This is a genomic window from Streptomyces sp. NBC_00009 (assembly GCF_045040855.1).
Lineage (GTDB): Bacteria > Actinomycetota > Actinomycetes > Streptomycetales > Streptomycetaceae > Streptomyces > Streptomyces aureus.
Genome location: NZ_CP108312.1, coordinates 4690046 through 4711292, shown reverse-complemented (window position 1 = coordinate 4711292; position 21247 = coordinate 4690046). Strand labels below are relative to the sequence as shown.

Below are 21247 nucleotides of genomic sequence, written 5' to 3'. Positions count from 1 at the left end.
CGGCCGGATCTCCGACTCAGGCCGGCTGCCCCGGTCCTCCCCGGCCGTTCAGCTGTATCGTGCCGCGCTGCCGGGCGGTGTCGAACATCGAACGGTCGACCGCGGGGCGGGGCGCCGGAGCGGCCGCGATCAGCTTGATCGTCTCGCGCCCGGCGAGCGCCGTCTGCCACTGCCCGAGATCGGGCCGGCTTCCGTAGGGGCCGGCCGCGCGGGCCCAGAGGCTACGCACCGCCGCCTCGCGCCGGTCGTCGAGGACACCGGAGAGCGGCGCCATCGGCCGGCCCGGATGCGCGTACGGGTCCCGCATCAGCACCCGCCCGATCATCAGTGACGCCTTGTACCGGTCGCTGTCGACGGTGGCCGTCCCGGCCGGGGCGAGCGGGTCGTGCCAGTCAGGGGTGTCCGCCTGGTCGAGCACGGCGGGCCGGCCGACGAGCCGGATGCCGTCGCAGTCGAGCAGGAAGACGGCGGGCTCGGGCGTGAGGGTCCACAGCACATTGGCCTGCGACAGGTCACCGACCACGAGCCCCGCCGCGTGCAGCCGCCCGAACAGCCCGGCCAGCGCGACGGCGATCCCGAGCCGGGCATCCGGCTCCGGCTGCGGCACGGCCTGCCAGGCCACCTTGGGCTCACGGAGCAGATAGGACAGCTCGATGAGCTTCGTATCGCCTTTGGGAGTACGCCAGTTGGTGGTCGCCGGCGCCCTGCGCATCAGGAACCCGGTGACCGTCCCCGCGTCGAGGACCCGGCACAGCGGCCACGCGGTCTCCGCGTCGAGGCGGTCCCTGTCGGTGGCGGCAAGAGCCTGACGGTGCGCCACCAGGGCCGCCAGGGACGATCCGTCGACCTTGTGCGGCTCGCGGTAGCTCTTGTAGAGCAGGTCACCGGGGCCGCCGACCGCGTGCACCTCGCCCTGCCCGCCGTCCCCTATCTTGCCGAGCAACTTGAGCCCGCTGTACGGGAGATCGGCGCCGTTGTGGAACGTCACTGCGCCTCCCCGTGCTCCCACAGGACGACGGCGGTGCGATCGTCGTCGTAGGACTTCACCCGGTACTGGAACTGCCAGAGGAAGTCGGCCGGCGCCGGGACCTCGTCGCCGTTCCACGCCTGGGCGAGGAAGTCCCGCATTCCGGCGTCGCCCGCCAGCGGGGACGACAGGCCGTCCGTGCTGAGGACGAGGACGTCGCCGGCGTGAGCGTGGAGCAGGCGCGTCACGGCGCTGCGGGCGCGCGGCAGCGCCGCGGTGCGCGTGTCGATGACGTCACTGTCCTTGTCGCCGTCGGCGTCTCCCGCGACGTCCAGGTGCCAGTAGCCGCGGCGCAGCAGGGCCGTGCCGCCGTCCCCGACCGCCAGGAAGCCGCGGGTGCGTATGCGCGGGTCGAGCGGGACCAACAGGATCCGCAGCGTGGTGGCGAAGGCGTCCGGGCGCTCGCTGTGCTGCAACGCGAGGTCGCCCAGCAGGTTGCCGATCTGGCGCACCACGTCGTCGGCCTTGCGCTGGAACCGCTCGGCGTCGCCGGTGCGGATCGCCTCGTGCAGGGACGTGGAGTGGTCGAGGTAGCGGGCGGCCAGGCGGCAGGCCTCGTTGGACCCGACGTGCGAGCGCGGGGCCGAGCCCACTCCGTCGGCGACCGCGAGCATCAGCAGCTCACCGCCGTGCTCGTCGCCTCCGATGCGGGTCACGCACAGCGCGTCCTGCCGCGGCTCCCCGGCATAGCGGTGGGAGTCCCCGCGTACGGAGGCGGCGCGGACGCTCAGTCCCGGGTACGCGGCACCGTCGAGGACGATGTCCGGCAGCACGGCCGCCGCCAAGTCCCCTGTCACGGCGGGCAGTCCCTGCGGGACCGGCGGATAGCTCGGCGCCTTCGGACCGCTGTGGGCGGGCGCGCCGAGAGCGGGGGCGGGAGACGAGGTGAGGGCCGGACCGTCGGCGCCCTGCACCGGCGCCGGCAACTCATAGTCGTCCCGCACCGACGGAGAACCGTCCCGCACCGTCGGGGCGTCGTCCGACACCACGAAGCCGTGCGGGTCGGTCGGCGTCCAGTGCAGCCGGGCCGCTTCCTCGCTCTCGTTCATCCGCGTACGCCCTTCGCTCACAGCTTGTCGAGGGAGACGGTGGAGAAGCCCGGGACGGTCTCGTCCACGGCCAGGGTGAAACCGCTCCCGCCGTCGGCCGGGATGCTGCTCGCCGACCGGACGATGGAGCGGGTCAGGCTGGACGCGAACTCCCGCAGGGCCTTCGCCGGTGACACGGTCGAGTCCTGCTGCATGAACGCGCGGAAGTTCGCCACCTGCCCGATCGTCGCGGCCTCCGCGTCACCGATCCCGAACGCGATGATCTTCGGGGCGTACTTCGAGCCGAGCAGGTCCTTGTGGTCCTGCTCCCAGCCGTCGTCGGTCGGAATGCCGTCGGACAGGAAGAACGCGACCGGCCGGTACACCTCGTGCCCCTGCGCCTTCAGCGACGCGACGTCCGCCTCGACGCAGCGCAGCAGCTCGCGGAAGGCCGCGCCGTACGACGTCAGTCCGCCCGCGGCGAGCGCCGGGACCTCCTCGATGTCGCTCAGGTCGACCAGGGGCTGCAGCACCTTCGCGTCGTCGGAGAAACCGATCAGGCAGAACCGGGTCTTGTCGGCGACCGTCGGATTGGTGCTGATCTCGTGGTGAAGCTCGGGCAATGCGCTGTTGATCGCCTCGATCGGGTCCCCCGTCATCGAGCCCGACTCGTCGCACAGCAGGTAGAACGGCAGAATCTGCATGGCCTCGTGCCTCCGGAAAGCCTGTCGTCAGTTCGCGTAGGTGTAGAAGTAGATCTCGATGTCGGCATGGCCCCCGGTGGCCGCGCCCTTCCAGAAGTCGCGGGTGGTCGCGTTCCTGAACATGTCCGGACGGGCCTTCGTCAGCAGCGAGTTGACCTGGTGGGCGTACGCGCCGCCGGCGCCCGGGTCGCTGTTGCGGCCGAAGGTGAGGACGAACGCCGCCTGCCGTCCCCGGTACTTCTCCGTCACCGCGCGCAGCCGCTTCTCGATACGGTCCCGGTCCCCCTGAGCGGCGTCGATGGACACCTTGACGGGCGTACGGGTCACCGCGCGCGGACCCTTGTGCTCGGGGCTCTTCGACGGTGTGGGCTTCCCGCTCGCGGACGCCGAGGGCGTCGGTCCGGCCTCCGCGGCCTGGGGGTCGCCCTGGTCGCCCATCGCGACGAGCGCGAGGACCAGCAGCATGTCGGCGAAGAGCCAGCCCGCCAGGTGCAGCGGGTTGAACCTGCGCGCCCTCATCCCGCGGAGCCCGGCCGGCCCGGCACGGCGTCCTCGACGGAGTGCTCCCTGGCCCCACCCGCGTCGCCGGGCTTGCCGAGATCCACACCGCGCGCGGGCCACGGCGGTACGGGCGGCGCCGACGGCGCGCCCTCCGGCGGCCGGGGGACGGGCAGACCGACTCCCCCGGAGCTCTGCACCACCGCCACCAGCTGCGCGAACTTCTCGGCGGTCTCGCGCAGGGCACCGGCCTGCTGGGCCATCGCCCGCACCACGGTCTGGGTCTCTTGCGCGGCGCTCTGCGAGTCCCGCACGGCGTCCTGCGTCTCCTCCGCCACCTTCCGGGACTCCCGTACCGCCTCCTCGGCGGCGGCGAACAGCCGCGCGGACTCCTCCGCGGCGGCGTCGAGGCGCCCCAGAACCTGCGCCGACACATCGGCGGCGACCTCGATGCCGGTGGTGAACGACCGCTGCGAGGCGGCGAGTACGGTCACGGAGTCCTCGACGCGCTCCCCGGCCCTGCCGAGGCTGTCGCGGACCTCACCGTTCACCGCCCGGACCTCGTCGAGCGCCTCGCGCACCATCGCGCCGCTGCCGCTGACGGCTGTCTCGATCCGTCCGGCAGCCTCCTCCAGCGGCCGTACGGAGGTGCCGACCGCGCCCAGCTGGCGCTCCGCCTCCTTGAGCGCCGCACCGACCGTCTCGGCGGCGGCGGCGAGTTCGGCGTTGGTCTTCGCTGCCCGGTTGCCGAGCCGGGTCAGCGTCTTGGCGGCGCCGGTCAGCTCGGCGGCGAACCTGACCGGGGACGACATCCGGTGTTCGTTGAGGACGAGCTGGGCGCGGCTGAGGGCCGGTACCAGACGCGCCATCAGCTGCTCGGCGGCACGGCGCGCGGCTTCCTCGCGACGGTCGACCGCCGCCTTGCGGAAGCTGTGCACGAGCGCCAGGGCGAACAGCACGGCGATCGCGACCGTCGCGCTCATCGCGACCGTGCCGAAGGTGTAGAGCCCGGCGAGGTGTCCCTCGAACCCGGACTGCCACAGCTGGAGGAAGGGCCGCGCCGCGGCCTTCGGGTTGTCGCCCGTCAGTGCCCCGTACGCGCTGGACGCCTGGGTCAGACCGTGCCAGGTGAACAGCAGCGGCAGGAAGACCAGCGCCCCGAGCCCGGCCTCCAGCCAGCCCCACGCCTTGTGTTCGACGGCCGGGTCGACCGCCACGCTCTCGGGCCGCCCGTACGCGGCGAGCAGGTCGAGGTCGGCCCAGGTACCGAGGCCGTCGGTGTCCGCGGCACGCAACGCCTTGGCCAGCGCCTGGAGTTCCTCGGCTCTCGGTGCGAGCCCGCGCTCGTCGGCGAGGTCACCGATCCGCTGGCCGACCACGTGCCGGTCCGTCAGGCCCCCCATGACCATCCCCCAACTCCCTTGTAAGCACCGGGAGTGCGCGTCACGAGCCGGCCCGCAGGTACGGCGGCCCCCCGGCCCCACGCGGCCCGCGCCCCTCGGGACGCGACCGCAGGCGCACAGCGTACGACACACGTCACAGACCGCGTACGGTCCTTGCCGCATTGGGAGTTGGCGAGATCGGCCGGACGCGGAACAGCCCCCGGCACGGCGCCGGGGGCTGCTTCGAAGGTCTGGACTACGGCAGGTTGCGCGCCATCACGATCCGCTGGACCTGGTTCGTACCCTCGTAGATCTGCGTGATCTTCGCGTCGCGCATCATGCGCTCGACCGGGTAGTCGCGGGTGTAGCCGTAGCCGCCGAGGAGCTGGACGGCGTCCGTGGTGACCTCCATGGCGACGTCCGAGGCGAAGCACTTGGCCGCGGCGCCCTGGAAGGTGAGGTCCGCGTCGCCTCGCTCCGACTTCGCCGCGGCCTGGTAGGTCAGGGCGCGGGCGGCCTCGATCTTCATGGCCATGTCGGCGAGCATGAACTGGATGCCCTGGAAGTCGGCGATCGGCTTGCCGAACTGCTTGCGCTCCTTGACGTAGCCCTTGGCGTAGTCGAGGGCGCCCTGGGCGATGCCGAGGGCCTGCGCCGCGATGGTGACGCGGGTGTGGTCCAGGGTCTTCATCGCCGTGGCGAAGCCGGTTCCCTCTTCCCCGATCATGCGGTCCGCGGGGATGCGCACGTTGTCGAGGTAGACCTCGCGCGTCGGGGAGCCCTTGATGCCGAGCTTCCTCTCCGGGGCGCCGAAGGAGACGCCCTCGTCCGACTTCTCGACGACGAAGGCGGAGATGCCCTTCGAGCGCTTGGTCGGGTCGGTGACGGCCATGACCGTGTAGTACTCGGAGACGCCTGCGTTGGTGATCCAGCGCTTCACGCCGTTGAGGACCCAGGAGTCGCCGTCGCGGACCGCGCGCGTCTTCATGCCCGCCGCGTCCGAACCCGCGTCCGGCTCGGAGAGGCAGTACGAGAACATGCCCTCACCCTTGGCGAGCAGCGTCATGTATTTCTTCTTCAGCTCCTCGGAGCCGGAGAGGATGACGGGCAGCGAGCCCAGCTTGTTCACGGCCGGGATGAGGGAGGAGCTGGCGCAGACCCGGGCCACTTCCTCGATCACGATGACGGTCGCGAGGGCGTCGGCCCCGGCGCCGCCGTAGGACTCCGGTACGTGCACCGCCTGGAGGTCATTGGCGACGAGTGCGTCGAGGGCCTCCTGCGGGAAACGCGCCTCCTCGTCCACCGCCGCGGCGAACGGCGCGATCTTGGCCTCGCACAGAGCCCGCACGGACTCGCGGAGCATGTCGTGCTCTTCGGCCGGACGGTACAGGTCGAATTCGGGCGAACCTGCCAAGGTGACTCACGCTCCAAGGACGCTAATTACCGTTAAGTAACCCAAATTTTATGCCTCTGCCCACCTGAGGGATACGTGACCTACACGACAGGGGAAACGTGCCCTGTGAGGGGCCGTGCCACGCCCGACTATGCTCGGGGCCGCACTGCAGCCGTACACCTCTGGAGCTCTCTCATGGCCTTGAAGATCACCGTGATCGGCACCGGCTACCTCGGCGCCACGCACGCCGCCGCCATGGCCGAACTCGGCTTCGAGGTGCTCGGGCTCGATGTCGTGCCCGAGAAGATCGAGATGCTCACGCGGGGCGAGGTCCCCATGTACGAGCCCGGTCTCGAGGAGCTGCTGCGCAAGCACGTCGCCGGGATCGAGGGGTCGACCGGGCGGCTGCGCTTCACCATGGACTGGGCCGAGGTCGCCGAGTTCGGTGACGTCCACTTCGTGTGCGTGAACACCCCGCAGAAGCACGGCGAGTACGCCTGCGACATGAGCTACGTCGACGCCGCGGTGGAGTCGCTGGCCAAGCACCTGGGCAAGCCGGCGCTCGTCGTCGGCAAGTCGACCGTGCCCGTCGGCAGCGCCGAGCGGCTCGCGGCCCGCATCCTGGAGCTGGCGCCCGCCGGCGGCGAGGTCGAGCTGGCCTGGAACCCGGAGTTCCTGCGCGAGGGCTTCGCCGTGCAGGACACGCTGCACCCGGACCGGATCGTGGTCGGCGTGCGCAGTGACCGCGCCGAGAAGACCCTGCGCGAGGTGTACGCGACGCCGGTCGGGCAGGGCTCGCCGTTCGTGGTGACGGACTTCCCGACGGCCGAGCTGGTCAAGACGGCCGCCAACTCGTTCCTCGCGACGAAGATCTCCTTCATCAACGCGATGGCCGAGGTGTGCGAGGCCGCGGGCGGTGACGTCGCGAAGCTCGCCGAGGCGATCGGCTACGACGAGCGGATCGGGCCCAAGTTCCTGCGGGCCGGGATCGGCTTCGGCGGCGGCTGTCTGCCCAAGGACATCCGCGCGTTCATGGCGCGCGCCGGTGAGCTGGGCGCCGACCAGGCGCTGACGTTCCTGCGCGAGATCGACTCCATCAACATGCGGCGCCGCGGCCAGATGGTCGAGATGACCCGCGAGGCGCTCGGCGGCGGCTCGTTCCTGGGCAAGCGGGTCGCGGTGCTCGGCGCCACGTTCAAGCCGGACTCCGACGACGTACGGGACTCCCCCGCGCTGAACGTGGCCGGGCAGATCCACCTCCAGGGCGGCCAGGTCACGGTCTACGACCCGAAGGGCATGGACAACGCGCGGCGCCTGTTCCCCACGCTCGGCTACGCGGAGTCCGCCGAGGCGGCCGTGCGTGGCGCGGACGTGGTCCTGCACCTGACGGAGTGGCGCGAGTTCCGCGAGCTGGACCCGGCGGCGCTCGGCGAGCTGGCCGGCACGCGGCTGATCCTCGACGGGCGCAACGCGCTGGACCCGGTGCTGTGGCGCAAGGCCGGCTGGACGTACCGGGCGATGGGCCGCCCGGCTGCCTGAGCCGCTATTTCGCGCGGTAGCGGCGCATCTTGGCGCGCGCTCCGCACACCGCCATCGAGCACCAGCGACCGCGGCCCGCCGGGCTGCGGTCGTAGTACACCCAGTGGCAGTCGGGGGCCTCGCAGGCCTTCAGACGGGGCCAGGTGCCGTCCGCGTGCGCCTGGGCGATCGCCGCCGCGACGCGCGAGACGAGAGCGTGCGGGTCCGCCGGCGCGAGAGAGGCCGAGCCGTCCGTCGCGTCGACGGTGACCAGGAGCGGGGCCTCGGCGAGCAGCCGGTGCAGGGGTGTCACCGAGCGGTGGGGGGCGTGTCCGCCGTGTGCGAGGCAGGCGACGCGCAGTGATTCGCGCAGTTCGCGCGCCGGTTCCGCCTCCTCCTGAGTGAGGCCGAGCGCCTCGCGCCCCTTCTCCGTGTCGAGTGCGTCGGCGCCCGTCTCGATGTCGAGGGTGTTCACCAGGTCCTGGATCAGGGCCAGTCCCCCGGGTGCGGGCACGCGGTCATTCATGGTTGCGACGTTACCTCTCTTGCGGGAGCATGCAGTAACGCGGTTACCTAATGAAGCCCTTTGCAGGTAACCCTCACGCCGAGGAGATGTCATGGCTCTCGCCACGCTGGGTGTCGTCGTCCTGGACTGTCCCGAACCGCGCGCGCTCGCCGATTTCTACGCGGAGGTGCTCGGCGGCGAAGTGACGAGCGACGACGGCACCTGGGTCGACCTGGAGGTGCCGGGCGGCCGGCCGCTCGCGTTCCAGGCGGCACCCGACTTCGTACCGCCGGCCTGGCCCGCGCCCGACCGGCCGCAGCAGTTCCACCTGGACCTCACGGTCGAGGACCTCGACACGGCGGAGAAGGGCGTACTGGCCCTGGGCGCGAGGGTCCTCGACGCGGAGGACCGCTCGCGCACCTGGCGGGTCTACGCGGACCCGGCAGGGCACCCGTTCTGCCTGTGCGCCTGCTGAGTCCGCTCTCCTGCCCGCCCGTCAGGTGTCGAGGCGTTCGATCCTCGCCGTCGACGGCGGGCGGCGCAGCGCGGCTGCCCGCGCCGCGAACTCCGTCTCGCGCAGCACACGCTGGACGTTGCCCCACGTGAGCTGTGCAAGATCGGACTCCGGCCAGCCCCGCCCGACCAGTTCCGCGATGAGGTGCGGATAGCGCGAGACGTCGGCGAGGCCGTCCGGGTGCACGGCTCCGGTGTCGTAGGAGCCGCAGAGGCCGACGGACTCCGGGCCCGCCACCCGTCTCACATGGTCGAGATGGTCGGCCACGTCGCCGAGTTCGGGGCCGGTGCGCTCCGCGGAGCACGGCACGAGGCACACGCCCCCGGCGGCGCCGAGGTCGGCGAGCAGGTCGTCGGGGACGTTGTCGGGGTGGCTGTTGAGGGCGTGGGCCCCGGAGTGGGTGAGGATCACCGGGGCCTTGGTGACGGCGAGGACCCGGCGGGCCGTGCGCACGGAGGCGCCGGTGAGGTCGGCGAGGACGCCGAGCCGGTTCATCTCGCGCACCACCTCCTCGCCGAACCGGGTCAGCCCCGCCTCGGTGGCCCAGGAGGCGCCGCTGAGGGTGAGTACGCGCAGGCCGAGCGTGTGCAGAGCGCGCAGCGTGGCGAGGGAGTCGCCGATGGCGGCCGCGGGTGCGGGGCCCATGAGGACGGCGATACGGCCGTATACGCGGGCGTCGCACGCCTCGGAGGCGGAGCGGGCCAGGCGCAGGCCCTCGGGGTACTCGGCCACGACGTGCTTGGCGAGGTCGAGCTGTTCGAGGACAGCGGTGACGGGGTGTTCGGCGTGCGCCGTGCCGGGCAGCAGGCGCAGCGTCCACAGAAGGGCGCCGACGCCTCCGTCACGCAGCCGCGGGAGGTCGGTGTCGACCGAGCTCTCGCCCAGTTCGAGGTCGTACCAGGGCAGTGTGCGCAGCGTTGCGGGCAGACCGCAGTAGCCGTCGGCGACGGGGTGGGTCGTGAGGAGGGCGCGGGCGCGGGTGAGCGCGTCGTCCGCGGTGGGCGCGGGAGCCTCCTCGGTCGGTGAGGAGAGCTCGGCGAGCTCGCCCATCTCGGCGGTGGCGGTCAGTTCGTCCTGCAGGTCTGCCATGGCAAAGCTCCGGGCATCGACGGTGTCGGCAGTAGCGTTCACCGTCACACGCATGGCCCGCAGCCACCCGGTGGGCGGCGCGTTCGGGCGACACCGGGCCGCCCAAACCTCCGGAGCAGCACTACTCCGGAGGTTTCTGCAGGTCGCCCAGCTGTCGAGCCCGATCGCCCAGCCGTCTAGCCCGGTCGCTCAGCCGTCGAACCCGATCGCTCAGCCGTCGAGCTGGTCGAGCGTCGCGTTCGAGGGGCCGCGCCGCGCCTGCTCGTCCCGGGCCACGTCCTCCGCCGCGCCGAGGACCCGTACCGCGTTCTGCCAAGTCAGCTTGGCGAGGTCGGTGTCCGACCAGCCGCGGTCGACGAGCTCCGCGATCAGGTTCGGGTAGCCCGAGACGTCGCCGAGGCCGTCCGGCAGGAACGCCGTGCCGTCGTAGTCGCCGCCGATGCCGATGTGGTCGACGCCGGCGACCTCGCGCATGTGGTCGAGGTGGTCGGCGACCGTGGAGACGGTGGCGACCGGGCGCGGGTGCGCCTCCTCGAAGGCGCGGTGGAGCTTCATGGCGTCCGCCGACGTGTCCAGGTGGTGGAAGCCGTGCGCGCGCAGGTTGTCGTCCGCGGCGGCCGTCCAGTCGACGGCGGCCTGGAGGACGAACTTCGGCACGAACGTGGCCATCGCGACGCCGCCGTTCGCGGGCAGCCGCTCCAGGACGTCGTCCGGGATGTTGCGCGGGTGGTCGCACACGGCGCGCGAGGACGAGTGGGAGAAGATCACCGGCGCGACCGACGTGTCGAGCGCGGCCCGCATCGTGGTCGCCGCCACGTGCGAGAGGTCGACGAGCATGCCGGCCCGGTTCATCTCCCGTACGACCTCGTGGCCGAAGGGCGAGAGTCCGCCGACGCCCGGCTCGTCCGTCGCCGAGTCCGCCCACGCGATGTTGTCGTTGTGCGTGAGCGTCATGTAGCGCACGCCCAGGGTGTGCAGCGCGCGCAGCGTGGCCAGCGAGTTGTCGATGGAGTGGCCGCCCTCGGCGCCCATGAGGGACGCGATCCGGCCCTCGGTGCGGGCGGCCTCCATGTCGGCGGCCGTCAGCGCGCGGCGCAGGTCGGCCGGGTAGCGCTCGATCAGCTGCTGGACGCAGTCGATCTGCTCCAGGGTGGCGCTGACGGCCACGTCGCCGGCCATGTCGGAGCGCACGTACACGGACCAGAACTGCGCGCCGACCCCGCCGGCCCGCAGCCGGGCCAGGTCGGTGTGCAGATGCGCGCTCTGGTCGACGGCGATGTCACGCGCGTCGATGTCGTACGCGACCTGCTCGCGCAGTGCCCACGGCAGGTCGTTGTGGCCGTCGACGACGGGGAAGTCGGCGAGTATCGCGCGGGCCCGCTCCAGGGAGGTGGTCATCGCGGTCACTTCCCGAAGCCGAAGCCGGACGCGCCGTCGACCTTGGCGCGCAGCCGCTTGCCCTTCTCCGTGGCCTGGTCGTTGAGCTCCTGCTGGAACTCCCGCATGCGGCCGAGGAGTTCCTCGTCGTGGGTGGCGAGGATGCGGGCCGCGAGCAGGCCCGCGTTGCGCGCGCCGCCGACGGAGACGGTGGCGACGGGGACGCCCGCGGGCATCTGCACGATGGACAGCAGGCTGTCCATGCCGTCGAGGTACTTCAGCGGGACCGGGACGCCGATGACGGGCAGCGGGGTCACGGAGGCGAGCATGCCCGGCAGGTGGGCGGCTCCCCCGGCGCCCGCGATGATCGCCTTGAGGCCGCGGCCGTCGGCGTGCTCGCCGTACGCGATCATTTCGCGCGGCATGCGGTGCGCGGAGACGACATCCACCTCGTAGGGGATCTCGAACTCGTCGAGAGCCTGGGCGGCGGCCTCCATGACGGGCCAGTCGGAGTCGGAACCCATGACAATGCCAACGACAGGGGACGTGCTCATTCGGTGATCGTTCCTCTGAGGTAGCCGGCTGCGTGACGGGCGCGCTCCAGCACGTCGTCCAGGTCGTCGCCGTAGGTGTTGACGTGGCCGACCTTGCGTCCGGGCTTCACGTCCTTGCCGTACATGTGGATCTTGAGCTTCGGGTCGCGGGCCATGCAGTGCAGGTACGCGGAGTACATGTCCGGGTAGTCGCCGCCGAGGACGTTGCACATGACCGTCCAGGGGGCGCGCGGACGCGGGTCGCCGAGGGGGAGGTCGAGGACGGCACGGACGTGGTTCGCGAACTGCGAGGTCACGGCCCCGTCCTGGGTCCAGTGGCCGGAGTTGTGCGGGCGCATCGCCAGTTCGTTGACGAGGATGCGGCCGTCGGGGGTCTCGAAGAGCTCGACCGCGAGGTGCCCGACGACACCGAGCTCCTTCGCGATGCGCAGGGCCAGTTCCTCGGCGCGCAGGGCGAGGCCCTCGTCGAGGCCGGGGGCGGGCGCGATCACCGTGTCGCACACGCCGTCGACCTGCTGGGACTCGACGACGGGGTAGGCCACTGCCTGGCCGTGCGGGGAGCGGACGACATTGGCCGCGAGCTCCCGTACGAAGTCGACCTTCTCCTCCGCGAGGACGGGGACGCCGGCCTTGAAGGGCTCGGCCGCGTCCTCCAGGGACCGTACGAACCACACCCCCTTCCCGTCGTAGCCGCCGCGCACCGTCTTGAGGATCACGGGGAAACCGTCACTGCCGTCGGAAGCGCCCTCCGCCGCGAAGGCCGCCACGTCGGCGGGGTCCTTCACGAGGCGGTGGCGCGGGCAGGGAGCACCGATCTGCGTGAGTTTCGCGCGCATCACACCCTTGTCCTGGGCGTGCACGAGAGCCTCGCGGCCGGGGCGCACGGGGATGCCGTCCGCCTCCAGGGCCCGCAGGTGCTCCGTGGGCACGTGCTCGTGATCGAAGGTGATCACGTCACAGCCCCGCGCGAAGTCACGCAGCGTGTCCAGGTCGCGATAGTCGCCTATGACGACATCGCTGACCACTTGCGCCGCGGAATCCTGAGGAGTGTCACTGAGGAGCTTGAACTTGATGCCGAGCGGGATGCCCGCCTCGTGTGTCATACGAGCGAGCTGCCCCCCGCCGACCATGCCGACTACCGGGAACGTCACACCCCCAGGGTATCGGCCGCCCCGCGGTGCCAGGATTACCGGCGTGCCCAGGCGCCCGACCAGCCGCCTGGTTAGCATGACGGGGTCGATATATCGGAATCTACGGGGGCTGGGGCGAGCACGATGAACGGACCTGCCACATGGCGTGCGCGGCTCGACCGGCTCGGCCGCGAGGTCGCCAAGTTCGGTGCCGTGGGCGCGCTCGGAACGCTGGTGAACTTCGGCGTCTCCAACTTTCTGTGGCACACCACGAGCCTTCAGGCCGTGCGGGCCAACATCATCGCCACGGTCATCGCCATCGCCTTCAACTACGTGGGGTTCCGCTACTTCACCTACCGTGACCGCGACAAGAGCGGCCGGACGCGGGAGCTCTCGCTCTTCCTGGCGTTCAGCGCGGTCGGCCTGGTGATCGAGAACGGCGTCCTGTACGTGGCGATCTACGGCTTCGGCTGGGAGAGCTCGCTCCAGCGCAACATCTTCAAGGTCGTCGGCATCGGCATCGCGACGCTGTTCCGCTTCTGGTCGTACCGCACGTGGGTCTTCAAGACCCTGCCCGGCCACGAGACCGTCACCCGCGCCGAATCGTTCCTGGAGACCCGGGACGGGCCGGACGGGCGTGAGGACCGCCGCTCCGAAGTGCAGCGCACCCACCGCTGACCGGGCCGGGCCCGCTCACCAGCCAGCCAACCAGCTAGCGGACCGTCTCGGGCCCGTCACCGGGCGCCGACTTCTTCAGCGGCGTACGCGACAGGAACAGGCCGAACACCGGCGGGTTCGTCTGGAGCATCTCCAGGCGGCCGCCGTCCGCCTCGGCCAGGTCGCGGGCGACCGCGAGGCCGATACCCGTCGAGTTGCGGCCGCTGATGGTCCGCTCGAAGATCCGCGCACCCAGATCCGCCGGCACCCCCGGCCCCTCGTCCGTGACCTCGACGACGGCCTGGTTGCCCGTGACGCGGGTGCGCAGCGCGACGGTGCCGCCGCCGTGCATGAGCGAGTTCTCGATCAGTGCGGCAAGGACCTGGGCGACGGCGCCCGGCGTGCCCACGGCCTTCAGATGCCGCTTGCCCGAGGAGACGATGGCGCGGCCCGCGCTGCGGTAGGCGGGGCGCCACTCCTCCAGCTGCTGCTTGATGACCTCGTCCAGGTCGAAGGAGACCGCGGACCCGGTGCGCGGGTCGCGCGAGTTGGTCAGCAGCCGCTCCACGACGTCCGTGAGACGCTCGACCTGCGCGAGCGCGATCGTCGCCTCCTCCTTCACCGTGTCCAGGTCGTCGGTGACGGTGATCTCCTCCAGGCGCATGGAGAGCGCCGTCAGCGGCGTACGGAGCTGGTGCGAGGCGTCGGCCGCCAGGCGCCGCTCGGCGGTCAGCATGCGGGCGATCCGCTCGGCGCTGGAGTCGAGGACGTCGGCGACCCGGTCCAGCTCGGCCACCCCGTAGCGGCGGTGGCGGGGGCGGGGGTCGCCCGAGCCGAGGCGCTCCGCGGTGGAGGCGAGGTCGGTGAGCGGGGACGTGAGCCGGTTGGCCTGGCGTACGGCGAGCAGGACCGCCGCGATGACGGCGAGCAGCGCCACCCCGGCGATGATCAGCAGGGTGCGGCCGACCTCGCGGGTGACGGAGGAGCGCGGCTCCTCGACGGTGACCGTCTCGCCCTTCTCGCCCTTGGCGGTGGCCTGGATGACTTCCCCTGCGGGGCGCTCACCGATCTCGATGGGGGCGCCCCCCGGCAGCTCGATCCTGGCGTACCGGTCGGGGCCGACCTGGTTCCTCAGGATCGCGCCGGTGACCTGTTCGTCACCGAGGAGCCGGCTGTCGACGATGCTGACGAGCCGGACCGCCTCGGAGTCCACCCGCTCCTGGGCGCTGTTGGTGATCGTGCGGGTCTCGACGATGACGAGCGAGACCCCGAAGACAGCGATCACGACGAGCACGACGGCGAGCGTGGAGTTGATCAGACGGCGGCGCATAGCTGTACCTGTACCAGTACCTCTACGTCAGCTCTTCTCGAAACGGAAACCGACGCCGCGCACCGTGGCGATGTAGCGGGGATTGGCGGCGTCGTCGCCGAGCTTCTTGCGCAGCCAGGAGATGTGCATGTCGAGGGTCTTCGTCGAGGACCACCAGGTGGTGTCCCAGACCTCGCGCATCAGCTGGTCGCGGGTGACGACGCGGCCGGCGTCGCGCACCAGGACCCGCAGCAGGTCGAACTCCTTGGCGGTGAGCTGGAGTTCCTCGTCGCCCATCCACGCGCGGTGCGACTCGACGTCGATGCGGACGCCGTGCGTGGCGGGCGGCTGCTGGGGCTCGGCGGCGCCGCGCCGCAGCAGGGCCCGTACGCGGGCGAGCAGTTCGGCGAGGCGGAACGGCTTGGTGACGTAGTCGTCGGCGCCGGCGTCCAGGCCGACGACGGTGTCCACCTCGTCGGCGCGGGCGGTCAGGATGAGGACGGGCACCGTGTGCCCCTCGGCGCGCATCCGCCGGGCGACCTCCAGGCCGTCCATGCCGGGCAGCCCCAGGTCGAGTACGACGAGGTCGATGCTGCCCTGAAGTCCGGCGTCGAGCGCGGTCGGGCCGTCCTCACGCACTTCGACCTCGTAGCCCTCCCTGCGCAGGGCACGGGCCAGTGGCTCCGAGATGGACGCGTCGTCCTCGGCGAGCAGTACACGGGTCATGCAGTGATGGTAGTCCGCGCCGGACCGCGGCCGGGGGGCGATCCACCAGGGCCGCGACCTGGCCGGGCGGGCCTGCGGCTGTGGGATGAGATCGTGGGGGATGCCTTCGAATCCGCGTGAACGGTTCCGTCAAGGCCTGTGATCCATGTCTCAAGTCCTTCCATATGCCGCACTGTCGTGTCGTATGGTGACTGAACGCCTGATGCACTAAAGAAGGACCTTTGGAGCGCACCGCGCAACGAAGGTCTCTTTCATGTGCGAGCTGGTTATCACCAGCATGAAGGAATGACCTGTGGGCCGGACCCTGACGCTATGACGCGTACGGGGTGTGGATCCCGGGACAGCCGTACCTGGCCTCCGTAAGCGTCTTCGCACGCGGAGGAGATCCCCTGTGGGCGTGGGGAGGAGGACGGCAGGTCCCGGTGCCGGCCACCCCCCTCACTGGCCGCGCGGTCACCCACGACCCGCGACCCGTACCAGCAAGGAACTTCCATGGCGACCAGCCTGACGAAGGAATCCACCGGAGCACCCTCCGGCGGCAAGACCTTCTTCGGCCACCCTCGCGGTCTGGCCACTCTGTTCATGACCGAGATGTGGGAGCGTTTCTCCTACTACGGCATGCGCGCCCTGCTTCCGCTGTACCTGGTAGCCCCCGAGGGGCTCGGCCTCGACGCGGGCACCGCGATCGCCATCTACTCCGTCTACGTCTCGACGGTGTACCTGCTCGCCATGCCCGGCGGCTGGTTCGGCGACCGCGTGTGGGGTCCGCGCAAGACGACCGCGATCGCCGGTGCGGTGATCATGCTTGGTCACCTGCTGCTGGCCGTCCCGTCGAACGGCGTCTTCTACGTCGGCCTGCTCTTCGTGGCCGTCGGTTCGGGTCTGCTGAAGTCCAACATCTCGACGATGGTCGGCCACCTCTACAACGGCGCCGACGACCCGCGCCGTGACGGCGGCTTCACCGTCTTCTATATGGGCATCAACCTCGGTGCGTTCGCCGCGCCGCTGGTCATCGGCACCGTCGGCCAGAACGTGAACTGGCACATCGGCTTCGCGCTCGCCGCGGTCGGCATGGCGATCGGCCTCGGCCAGTTCCTGCTGGGCACCCGCCACCTGTCGGAGAAGTCGTCGGTCGTTCCGAAGCCGCTGGACGCCGCCGAGCGCGCCGCCACGCTGAAGAAGTCGATGATCTGGCTGCTCATCGCGGTCGTCTTCTACGGCATCGTCGTGGGCACCGGCACCTACACCCTGAACTGGGTGATGGTCCCGCTCATGCTGGTCGGTCTGATCGTCCCGATCATCGTCCTCGGCCGCATCAAGCGCGACAAGGAGCTGACGACCACCGAGCAGTCGAAGGTCTCCGGCTACATCTGGTTCTTCGTCGCCGCCGCCGTCTTCTGGATGATCTACGACCAGGGTGGCTCGACCCTGTCGATCTTCGCCGACAGCCACGCCAACACGAGCGTCCTCGGCTGGGACTTCCCGGTCTCCTGGTTCCAGTCCGTGAACCCGGTGATCATCATGGCGCTGGCCCCGGTCGCCGCCATGATCTGGCTGGCGCTGGCCCGCAAGGGCAAGGAGCCGAGCACGGTCACCAAGTTCTCGCTGGGTCTGGCCCTCATCGGTATCTCCTTCTTCGTCTTCCTGCTGCCGCTGACGGCCGCGGGCGACGGCAAGGTCAGCCCCTGGTGGCTCGTCCTGATCTACTTCGTCCAGACGGTCGGCGAGCTGACGCTCTCCCCGGTCGGCCTCTCGGTGACCACCAAGATGGCCCCGGCGAAGTACGGCTCCCAGATGATGGGTGTCTGGTTCCTCGCGGTGACGGCGGGCGACGCGGTGACGGGTCTGCTCTCCACCTACGGCGCCGACCTCAACGGCTCGGGCGTCGTGGCCCTGGAGGCCGCACTCGCGGTGATCGCGGGTGGCGCGGTGTTCATGTACCGCAAGAAGGTCAAGGAACTGATGGGCGACGTGCACTGACGCACTCCGCTCGGCCTGTATGTGTCTGAAGGGCCGCCGCACCGGGTTCGGTGCGGCGGCCCTTCGGCGTTCTTTGCGAGGGTGGCGGCTTCAGCCGGCGCCGAGCGCGCCGGTGCGGACGGCCGTGACGAAGGCCGTCCAGGCGGGCGCGGCGAAGGCGACGGCGGGGCCGTGCGGGTTCCGGGCCGCTGGCAGACGCGCCAGCTGGTCTCGAATGTGCCGCTGAGCGGGGAGGATGCGGGGCTTGTGCGGGGCGCATCTCCGACGGGCGGGATTCCGGCCGCCGGTGGCCCGACCGTTCGGGCCGTCGGCCGTCTTCCTGACACGGCCCCTGCGGGGAACACCCTCCCACCTTCCCCGAAGCCGCAGCCGGAGCTCGCGGCCGACGGTTTCGCGGGCGCGCGTCGCGTCGTCGACGGGCTGGCACACCTGGACGCCCGACTGGGGCGCGTACCGCGCGCCATACTGCCGGAACTGACCGAACTCGTGCGGCGCAATCTGCCGACGGATGACGTACGGGTACACCACCCTTGGCGGGCTGGTGCGCTATTTGTGGCGAGAGGTCCCCGCCGTCGTGCCCGCCATCACCCCCTCACCCACGACACCCGCACAGCGCCCACGGGTCGCCACCATGCGCGAGTGCGAGGGCCGGGCCCATGTGCAGCCGCTGCTCTTCCGGCCGGTCGGAGAGGAGGAGTACTGCGGTGACTGCCGCCGGGCACGAGCTGGGGCTTCAGACCCCGAGCCGGCCTGGGCAGTCACGGCACAGCGAGGAGCGGCTGCCGCGCGGGAGGCAATGCGGGGCCGCTGCTGTCCGGCGGGGCTTAGGCCCTTCTCCCTATGCGAGTTCACGCAGCGCCAGGCCGCCGGGAGCGAGGCCCTGTACGGACGTGTGGGTTGTCACGGCGAGCATCGGGCGGTGCGGACGCAGGGGGACGGGGACGGGTAGGACGGAAAGCGGAGGTGGCGGCAGCCTCGCCGGACTCGACGGGCTGAGGCCGGGGGCCGGGGCAGGGGATGGCGGCAAGGGGAAGGGTGAATTGCGAGGACCGTCCCAGACCGATTGTGAGGGGAGCCAGGCCGGACGGGAGTGGGGCGGGACGCTCCTCGCATTAGCTCACTGCGCAGCCAAGGCCCTGCGGATGTCGGTCAGTATCCGGAGGGTCTCGGTCTGGACCTGCCGGGCTGTGAAGCGCAGGACGGTACGAATCTCTGGGCAGAGCTGGAGCTGATTGAAGCGGGCGAGGTCGCGGCGGTGGGCCTCGCGGGTGCCGTGGTACGCGTACCCCTCGATCTCGACGGCGACGCGCTCGCGGGGAAAGAGGAAGTCCGGCCGCACCGACCGCCCCTCCGGCGTCACGAGCTCGGCCTGCAACTGCGGATGCAGGCCCGCTTCGGCCATCCGCAGGCGCGCCAGCGTCTCCGCCGGCGATCCCGAACGGGCGTCGGCGAGGTGCAGGCGACGGCGTGCCCGTACGCCACCGCGCAGGTCGGTGTGGCCCGTCGCCCGGATGACTCGGTCGAGCGTAGTCAGCGGCGGGCGCCGGGTGGACCGTCCGTCGCGCGGTACGCGGCGCCAGGTGAGGGCGGAGTCGAGCGCCATAATCGCGTCGTCCTGGGGCGCTGTGCGCAGCAGGTCGGCCAGGGTCCGATCCACGGTGGTGCAGCGCAACAGGTCGAGGGTGGTGATCTCGCGGTCGTCGAGTGGATGGTTGTGAATGTCCGGGCCCTGTCGTCTCGTACGTCGTTCAGGATCAGTGAACTCGGCTGCCACGCACGGTACTTCGATGCCCCACAGCCAGGCGGCGGCGGAGTGGCTCGCGACGAGGCGTGGGGTGAGCCACTGGGTGGCGAGCAGCCGCTCCCGCAACCCGACCGAGAGCCCGGGCTCCAGCCACGCCCCCTCGACAACCCGCTGCCATCCCTCCGACCTCAACCGCCGATACAGCCCGGACCGCGACCACCCCGCGCCCCGAGCCCACGGCAACAACAGCAACCCGTCCATTGTGATCTCCCGCAGATCGCGTCGCACGACCTCAGTTTCCCGCAGCCCTTCTTCTGCTGCTGAGGGCTGTGGACAACCCACTCGGGCGGCGATCTGCGGGTGACCGATGCGAGCGTCCTCCGCGTCTTTCCATCCCGGGGGCTCAATCGGAAAACCCCGTACGAACCTCGACCCACGAAAGCCGGCCCCCACCGGGCCGCAGACGAGCCGCAAAGGGAGGGAGGCATCAGCAACCACCCCCGGAGACCAGCCACGCTCTCCGCCCCTACCCCAACCACTCAGGCCGAGAGGGCTCTGTCACGGTCACGCACCGCAGCGCGGAGAGCAGGCCCGTCGGGTCGGCCGTGCTCCAATTCCTGGAACTCGCCGAGCAACCGTCTGCCGTAAGGGGACTTCTCCACTCATGCGCGGGAGCCTAACCCGGCACACCCTGGCGGCTCCTGGGTCCTACGTGGGCCCGGGGCCATCGAACTCGCCCCGGGCCCAGGCCCCTCAACGCCTCAACTCACCCAAACTCAACTCACCCAAACTCAGCTCACCCCGCCCGACGACGCCGCGGCAAGAACGTGAAGACCGCCCCGCCCAGCAGGATCACCGTGCCCGCGACCAGGCCGAGGGCGCGCAGGATGCCGTCGTTCGAGGAGCCTGTCTCCGCGAGGCCGCCGGAGGTGTCCGCGCCGCCCGCCGAGCCGCCGGCCGAACCCGAGCCGCCGGCCGCGCCGCCCGGCTGGGCCGCCGTGTCGATCTCCAGGGAGACCTCCGTCTTCGACGGGGTGCAGGTCGTGGTGGTGCCCAGGGCCTTCACCGTGAGGACACCCGGCGACAGGGTCGACTTGCCGTCGGCGCCCGGCTTGTAAGTGCCCGTGAGGTCGGGGATGTTGATGGGCTGACCCGACTTGATGGGCTCCGCGTTCGTCGGGCCCTCCACATGGACGGTGCCCTTGTCGGCGCCGCCCAGCTTCACCTCCATCGACGGCTTGACCGAGTCCTTCGGGATGTCGGCCGGGCTGTCCATGACGGACTTCTTGAACTGGACCGTGAGGCCGTAGTTCCCGCCGTCCTTCTTCGCGTTGATCTGCACCGGCGACGTGGCGTCCTTGTCGCCGATGGGCGTCTTGCACTTGTACGGGATCTGGACTTCCTTGCCGGTGAAGTCACTCTTCCCGCCGCCGCTGCCACCGGAGTCGCTGCCACCGGTGTCACTGCCGCCCGTACCGGAGGAGCCGCCGTTGGAGCCGCCTCCGCTGGTGCCGCCCGTCGGCAGACCCGTCGGGAGCCCGGTCGGCAGACCCGTCGGAAGGCCGGTGGGCAGCCCGCCCGTGGTGGCGCCGCCCGCGTCGGTGACCTTGATGGTCGCGCCGGGCTTCACGGTCTCCTCGGGCGAGCACTTGGTGTCCGTCGAGATCGGCTTGCTGACGTTGATGTTGTACTTGTCAGGGGTCAGCGTCACCTCGCCGGGCGCCGTCAGCTTGATCTTGCCCTTCATGTCGGAGAGCACCATCGGGCTGTTCTTCTTGATCGGCGGGTTGCTGCGCGGGCCCTCCACCGCCAGGTCCGCCGTCTGCGCGCCGCCCACCTTCACCGTGCCGGTCGGCTGGACGGTGTCCTTCTCCAGGTCGATGACGCCGGGGTTGTCCGAGGCGGCCTGCGTCGTCTTCCAGACGACCTCCACCTCGTCCCCCACCTTGGCCTCTGCGGGCGCCGTGATCTCCACCTTCGTCGTGCCATGCACGGGGTCCATGCCGGAGATCGCGGGCGGGATGCACTCGGTCTTGTACGCGACTTCGGCGGCCTGTGCCGGTGCGGCGGCGAGCAGGAGGCCCGCACCGCCCAGCATCAGGGCGACGCCGG

General features: G+C 71.0%; 20 protein-coding genes. 4 read left to right on the top strand and 16 right to left on the bottom strand.

All coding sequences use genetic code 11. The features are described 5' to 3' along the window. Positions 1–16: 16 nt before the first annotated feature. The 6 genes from OHA58_RS21350 to OHA58_RS21325 form a co-directional block, all read right to left on the bottom strand. Positions 17–988: a hypothetical protein gene (locus OHA58_RS21350; protein WP_405480668.1), complete on the bottom strand. Its 972-nt coding sequence runs from the start codon at positions 986–988 to the stop codon at positions 17–19. Continuing rightward, positions 985–2076, bottom strand: coding sequence for a protein phosphatase 2C domain-containing protein (locus tag OHA58_RS21345; RefSeq protein ID WP_405480667.1), 1092 nt, complete (start codon positions 2074–2076; stop codon positions 985–987). The genes OHA58_RS21350 and OHA58_RS21345 overlap by 4 nt, the downstream gene beginning before the upstream one ends. A 17-nt stretch (positions 2077–2093) precedes the next feature. Beyond that, a complete protein-coding gene (locus tag OHA58_RS21340) occupies positions 2094–2759 on the bottom strand; it encodes a VWA domain-containing protein (protein ID WP_266563463.1) in 666 nt (221 codons plus the stop codon). 27 nt (positions 2760–2786) lie between these two features. After that, entirely contained in the window at positions 2787–3278 is a 492-nt protein-coding gene (locus OHA58_RS21335; protein WP_405480666.1) for a hypothetical protein, read from the bottom strand. Further along, positions 3275–4660, bottom strand: coding sequence for a hypothetical protein (locus tag OHA58_RS21330; RefSeq protein ID WP_405480665.1), 1386 nt, complete (start codon positions 4658–4660; stop codon positions 3275–3277). Before OHA58_RS21330 ends, OHA58_RS21335 begins: the two co-directional genes overlap by 4 nt. 235 nt (positions 4661–4895) lie before the next feature. Beyond that, on the bottom strand, positions 4896–6053 hold the full coding sequence (locus OHA58_RS21325; RefSeq protein ID WP_405480664.1) for an acyl-CoA dehydrogenase: 1158 nt from the start codon (positions 6051–6053) through the stop codon (positions 4896–4898). Positions 6054–6227: 174 nt separating this feature from the next. Here OHA58_RS21325 and OHA58_RS21320 point away from each other — a divergent pair, with 174 nt between their 5' ends. Beyond that, complete coding sequence (locus OHA58_RS21320) at positions 6228–7571, top strand: UDP-glucose dehydrogenase family protein (RefSeq protein WP_405480663.1); 1344 nt, start codon at positions 6228–6230, stop codon at positions 7569–7571. Positions 7572–7575: 4 nt separating this feature from the next. On the opposite strand, the gene OHA58_RS21315 is transcribed toward OHA58_RS21320, so the two are convergent. After that, entirely contained in the window at positions 7576–8076 is a 501-nt protein-coding gene (locus OHA58_RS21315) for a CGNR zinc finger domain-containing protein (RefSeq protein ID WP_355686395.1), read from the bottom strand. Between the two features lie 91 nt (positions 8077–8167). Here OHA58_RS21315 and OHA58_RS21310 point away from each other — a divergent pair, with 91 nt between their 5' ends. Further along, positions 8168–8530 (top strand): VOC family protein, encoded by a 363-nt coding sequence (locus tag OHA58_RS21310; RefSeq protein WP_405480661.1) that lies wholly within the window; start codon positions 8168–8170, stop codon positions 8528–8530. A gap of 21 nt (positions 8531–8551) precedes the next feature. Here OHA58_RS21310 and OHA58_RS21305 read toward each other — a convergent pair whose 3' ends face one another. The 4 genes from OHA58_RS21305 to OHA58_RS21290 all read right to left on the bottom strand — a co-directional run bounded on the left by OHA58_RS21305 (position 8552) and on the right by OHA58_RS21290 (position 12740). Then, positions 8552–9658 (bottom strand): dipeptidase, encoded by a 1107-nt coding sequence (locus OHA58_RS21305; RefSeq protein WP_405480660.1) that lies wholly within the window; start codon positions 9656–9658, stop codon positions 8552–8554. 210 nt (positions 9659–9868) lie between these two features. Next, a complete protein-coding gene (locus tag OHA58_RS21300) occupies positions 9869–11056 on the bottom strand; it encodes a dipeptidase (RefSeq protein ID WP_405480658.1) in 1188 nt (395 codons plus the stop codon). A 5-nt stretch (positions 11057–11061) separates the two neighbouring features. Beyond that, the gene (gene purE, locus OHA58_RS21295; protein ID WP_362897574.1) at positions 11062–11589 is read right to left on the bottom strand and encodes a 5-(carboxyamino)imidazole ribonucleotide mutase; all 528 of its coding nucleotides are present in this window, start codon (positions 11587–11589) and stop codon (positions 11062–11064) included. Continuing rightward, complete coding sequence (locus tag OHA58_RS21290) at positions 11586–12740, bottom strand: 5-(carboxyamino)imidazole ribonucleotide synthase (RefSeq protein ID WP_405480657.1); 1155 nt, start codon at positions 12738–12740, stop codon at positions 11586–11588. Before OHA58_RS21290 ends, purE begins: the two co-directional genes overlap by 4 nt. A 123-nt stretch (positions 12741–12863) precedes the next feature. Between OHA58_RS21290 and OHA58_RS21285 the strand changes: the two genes are divergently transcribed. Then, a complete protein-coding gene (locus OHA58_RS21285) occupies positions 12864–13397 on the top strand; it encodes a GtrA family protein (RefSeq protein WP_405480655.1) in 534 nt (177 codons plus the stop codon). Positions 13398–13431: 34 nt separating this feature from the next. Here the strand turns inward: OHA58_RS21285 and OHA58_RS21280 are convergent, their stop codons facing one another. Beyond that, a complete protein-coding gene (locus tag OHA58_RS21280; RefSeq protein ID WP_405480654.1) occupies positions 13432–14706 on the bottom strand; it encodes an ATP-binding protein in 1275 nt (424 codons plus the stop codon). Between the two features lie 27 nt (positions 14707–14733). Continuing rightward, positions 14734–15411: a response regulator transcription factor gene (locus OHA58_RS21275; RefSeq protein WP_100597941.1), complete on the bottom strand. Its 678-nt coding sequence runs from the start codon at positions 15409–15411 to the stop codon at positions 14734–14736. A gap of 492 nt (positions 15412–15903) precedes the next feature. Between OHA58_RS21275 and OHA58_RS21270 the strand changes: the two genes are divergently transcribed. Next, a complete protein-coding gene (locus tag OHA58_RS21270; RefSeq protein WP_405480652.1) occupies positions 15904–17391 on the top strand; it encodes a peptide MFS transporter in 1488 nt (495 codons plus the stop codon). Between the two features lie 90 nt (positions 17392–17481). On the opposite strand, the gene OHA58_RS21265 is transcribed toward OHA58_RS21270, so the two are convergent. From OHA58_RS21265 to OHA58_RS21255, 3 genes are all read right to left on the bottom strand, one after another. Further along, positions 17482–17919 (bottom strand): DUF397 domain-containing protein, encoded by a 438-nt coding sequence (locus OHA58_RS21265; RefSeq protein WP_405480650.1) that lies wholly within the window; start codon positions 17917–17919, stop codon positions 17482–17484. Between the two features lie 589 nt (positions 17920–18508). Further along, on the bottom strand, positions 18509–19327 hold the full coding sequence (locus tag OHA58_RS21260) for a hypothetical protein (RefSeq protein WP_405480649.1): 819 nt from the start codon (positions 19325–19327) through the stop codon (positions 18509–18511). 604 nt (positions 19328–19931) lie between these two features. Next, complete coding sequence (locus OHA58_RS21255) at positions 19932–21233, bottom strand: hypothetical protein (RefSeq protein ID WP_405485086.1); 1302 nt, start codon at positions 21231–21233, stop codon at positions 19932–19934. Positions 21234–21247 lie beyond the last annotated feature (14 nt).

Excerpts from the sequence above, each read along its gene's own strand:
- OHA58_RS21345 (WP_405480667.1), bottom strand. The coding sequence starts at position 2,076 with ATGAACGAGAGCGAGGAAGCGGCCCGGCTGCACTGGACGCCGACCGAC.
- OHA58_RS21340 (WP_266563463.1), bottom strand. The coding sequence starts at position 2,759 with ATGCAGATTCTGCCGTTCTACCTGCTGTGCGACGAGTCGGGCTCGATG.
- OHA58_RS21335 (WP_405480666.1), bottom strand. The coding sequence starts at position 3,278 with ATGAGGGCGCGCAGGTTCAACCCGCTGCACCTGGCGGGCTGGCTCTTC.
- OHA58_RS21330 (WP_405480665.1), bottom strand. The coding sequence starts at position 4,660 with ATGGGGGGCCTGACGGACCGGCACGTGGTCGGCCAGCGGATCGGTGAC.
- OHA58_RS21320 (WP_405480663.1), top strand. The coding sequence starts at position 6,228 with ATGGCCTTGAAGATCACCGTGATCGGCACCGGCTACCTCGGCGCCACG.
- OHA58_RS21315 (WP_355686395.1), bottom strand. The coding sequence starts at position 8,076 with ATGAATGACCGCGTGCCCGCACCCGGGGGACTGGCCCTGATCCAGGAC.
- OHA58_RS21310 (WP_405480661.1), top strand. The coding sequence starts at position 8,168 with ATGGCTCTCGCCACGCTGGGTGTCGTCGTCCTGGACTGTCCCGAACCG.
- OHA58_RS21305 (WP_405480660.1), bottom strand. The coding sequence starts at position 9,658 with ATGGCAGACCTGCAGGACGAACTGACCGCCACCGCCGAGATGGGCGAG.
- OHA58_RS21300 (WP_405480658.1), bottom strand. The coding sequence starts at position 11,056 with ATGACCACCTCCCTGGAGCGGGCCCGCGCGATACTCGCCGACTTCCCC.
- purE (WP_362897574.1), bottom strand. The coding sequence starts at position 11,589 with ATGAGCACGTCCCCTGTCGTTGGCATTGTCATGGGTTCCGACTCCGAC.
- OHA58_RS21285 (WP_405480655.1), top strand. The coding sequence starts at position 12,864 with ATGAACGGACCTGCCACATGGCGTGCGCGGCTCGACCGGCTCGGCCGC.
- OHA58_RS21280 (WP_405480654.1), bottom strand. The coding sequence starts at position 14,706 with ATGCGCCGCCGTCTGATCAACTCCACGCTCGCCGTCGTGCTCGTCGTG.
- OHA58_RS21275 (WP_100597941.1), bottom strand. The coding sequence starts at position 15,411 with ATGACCCGTGTACTGCTCGCCGAGGACGACGCGTCCATCTCGGAGCCA.
- OHA58_RS21270 (WP_405480652.1), top strand. The coding sequence starts at position 15,904 with ATGGCGACCAGCCTGACGAAGGAATCCACCGGAGCACCCTCCGGCGGC.
- OHA58_RS21255 (WP_405485086.1), bottom strand. The coding sequence starts at position 21,233 with ATGCTGGGCGGTGCGGGCCTCCTGCTCGCCGCCGCACCGGCACAGGCC.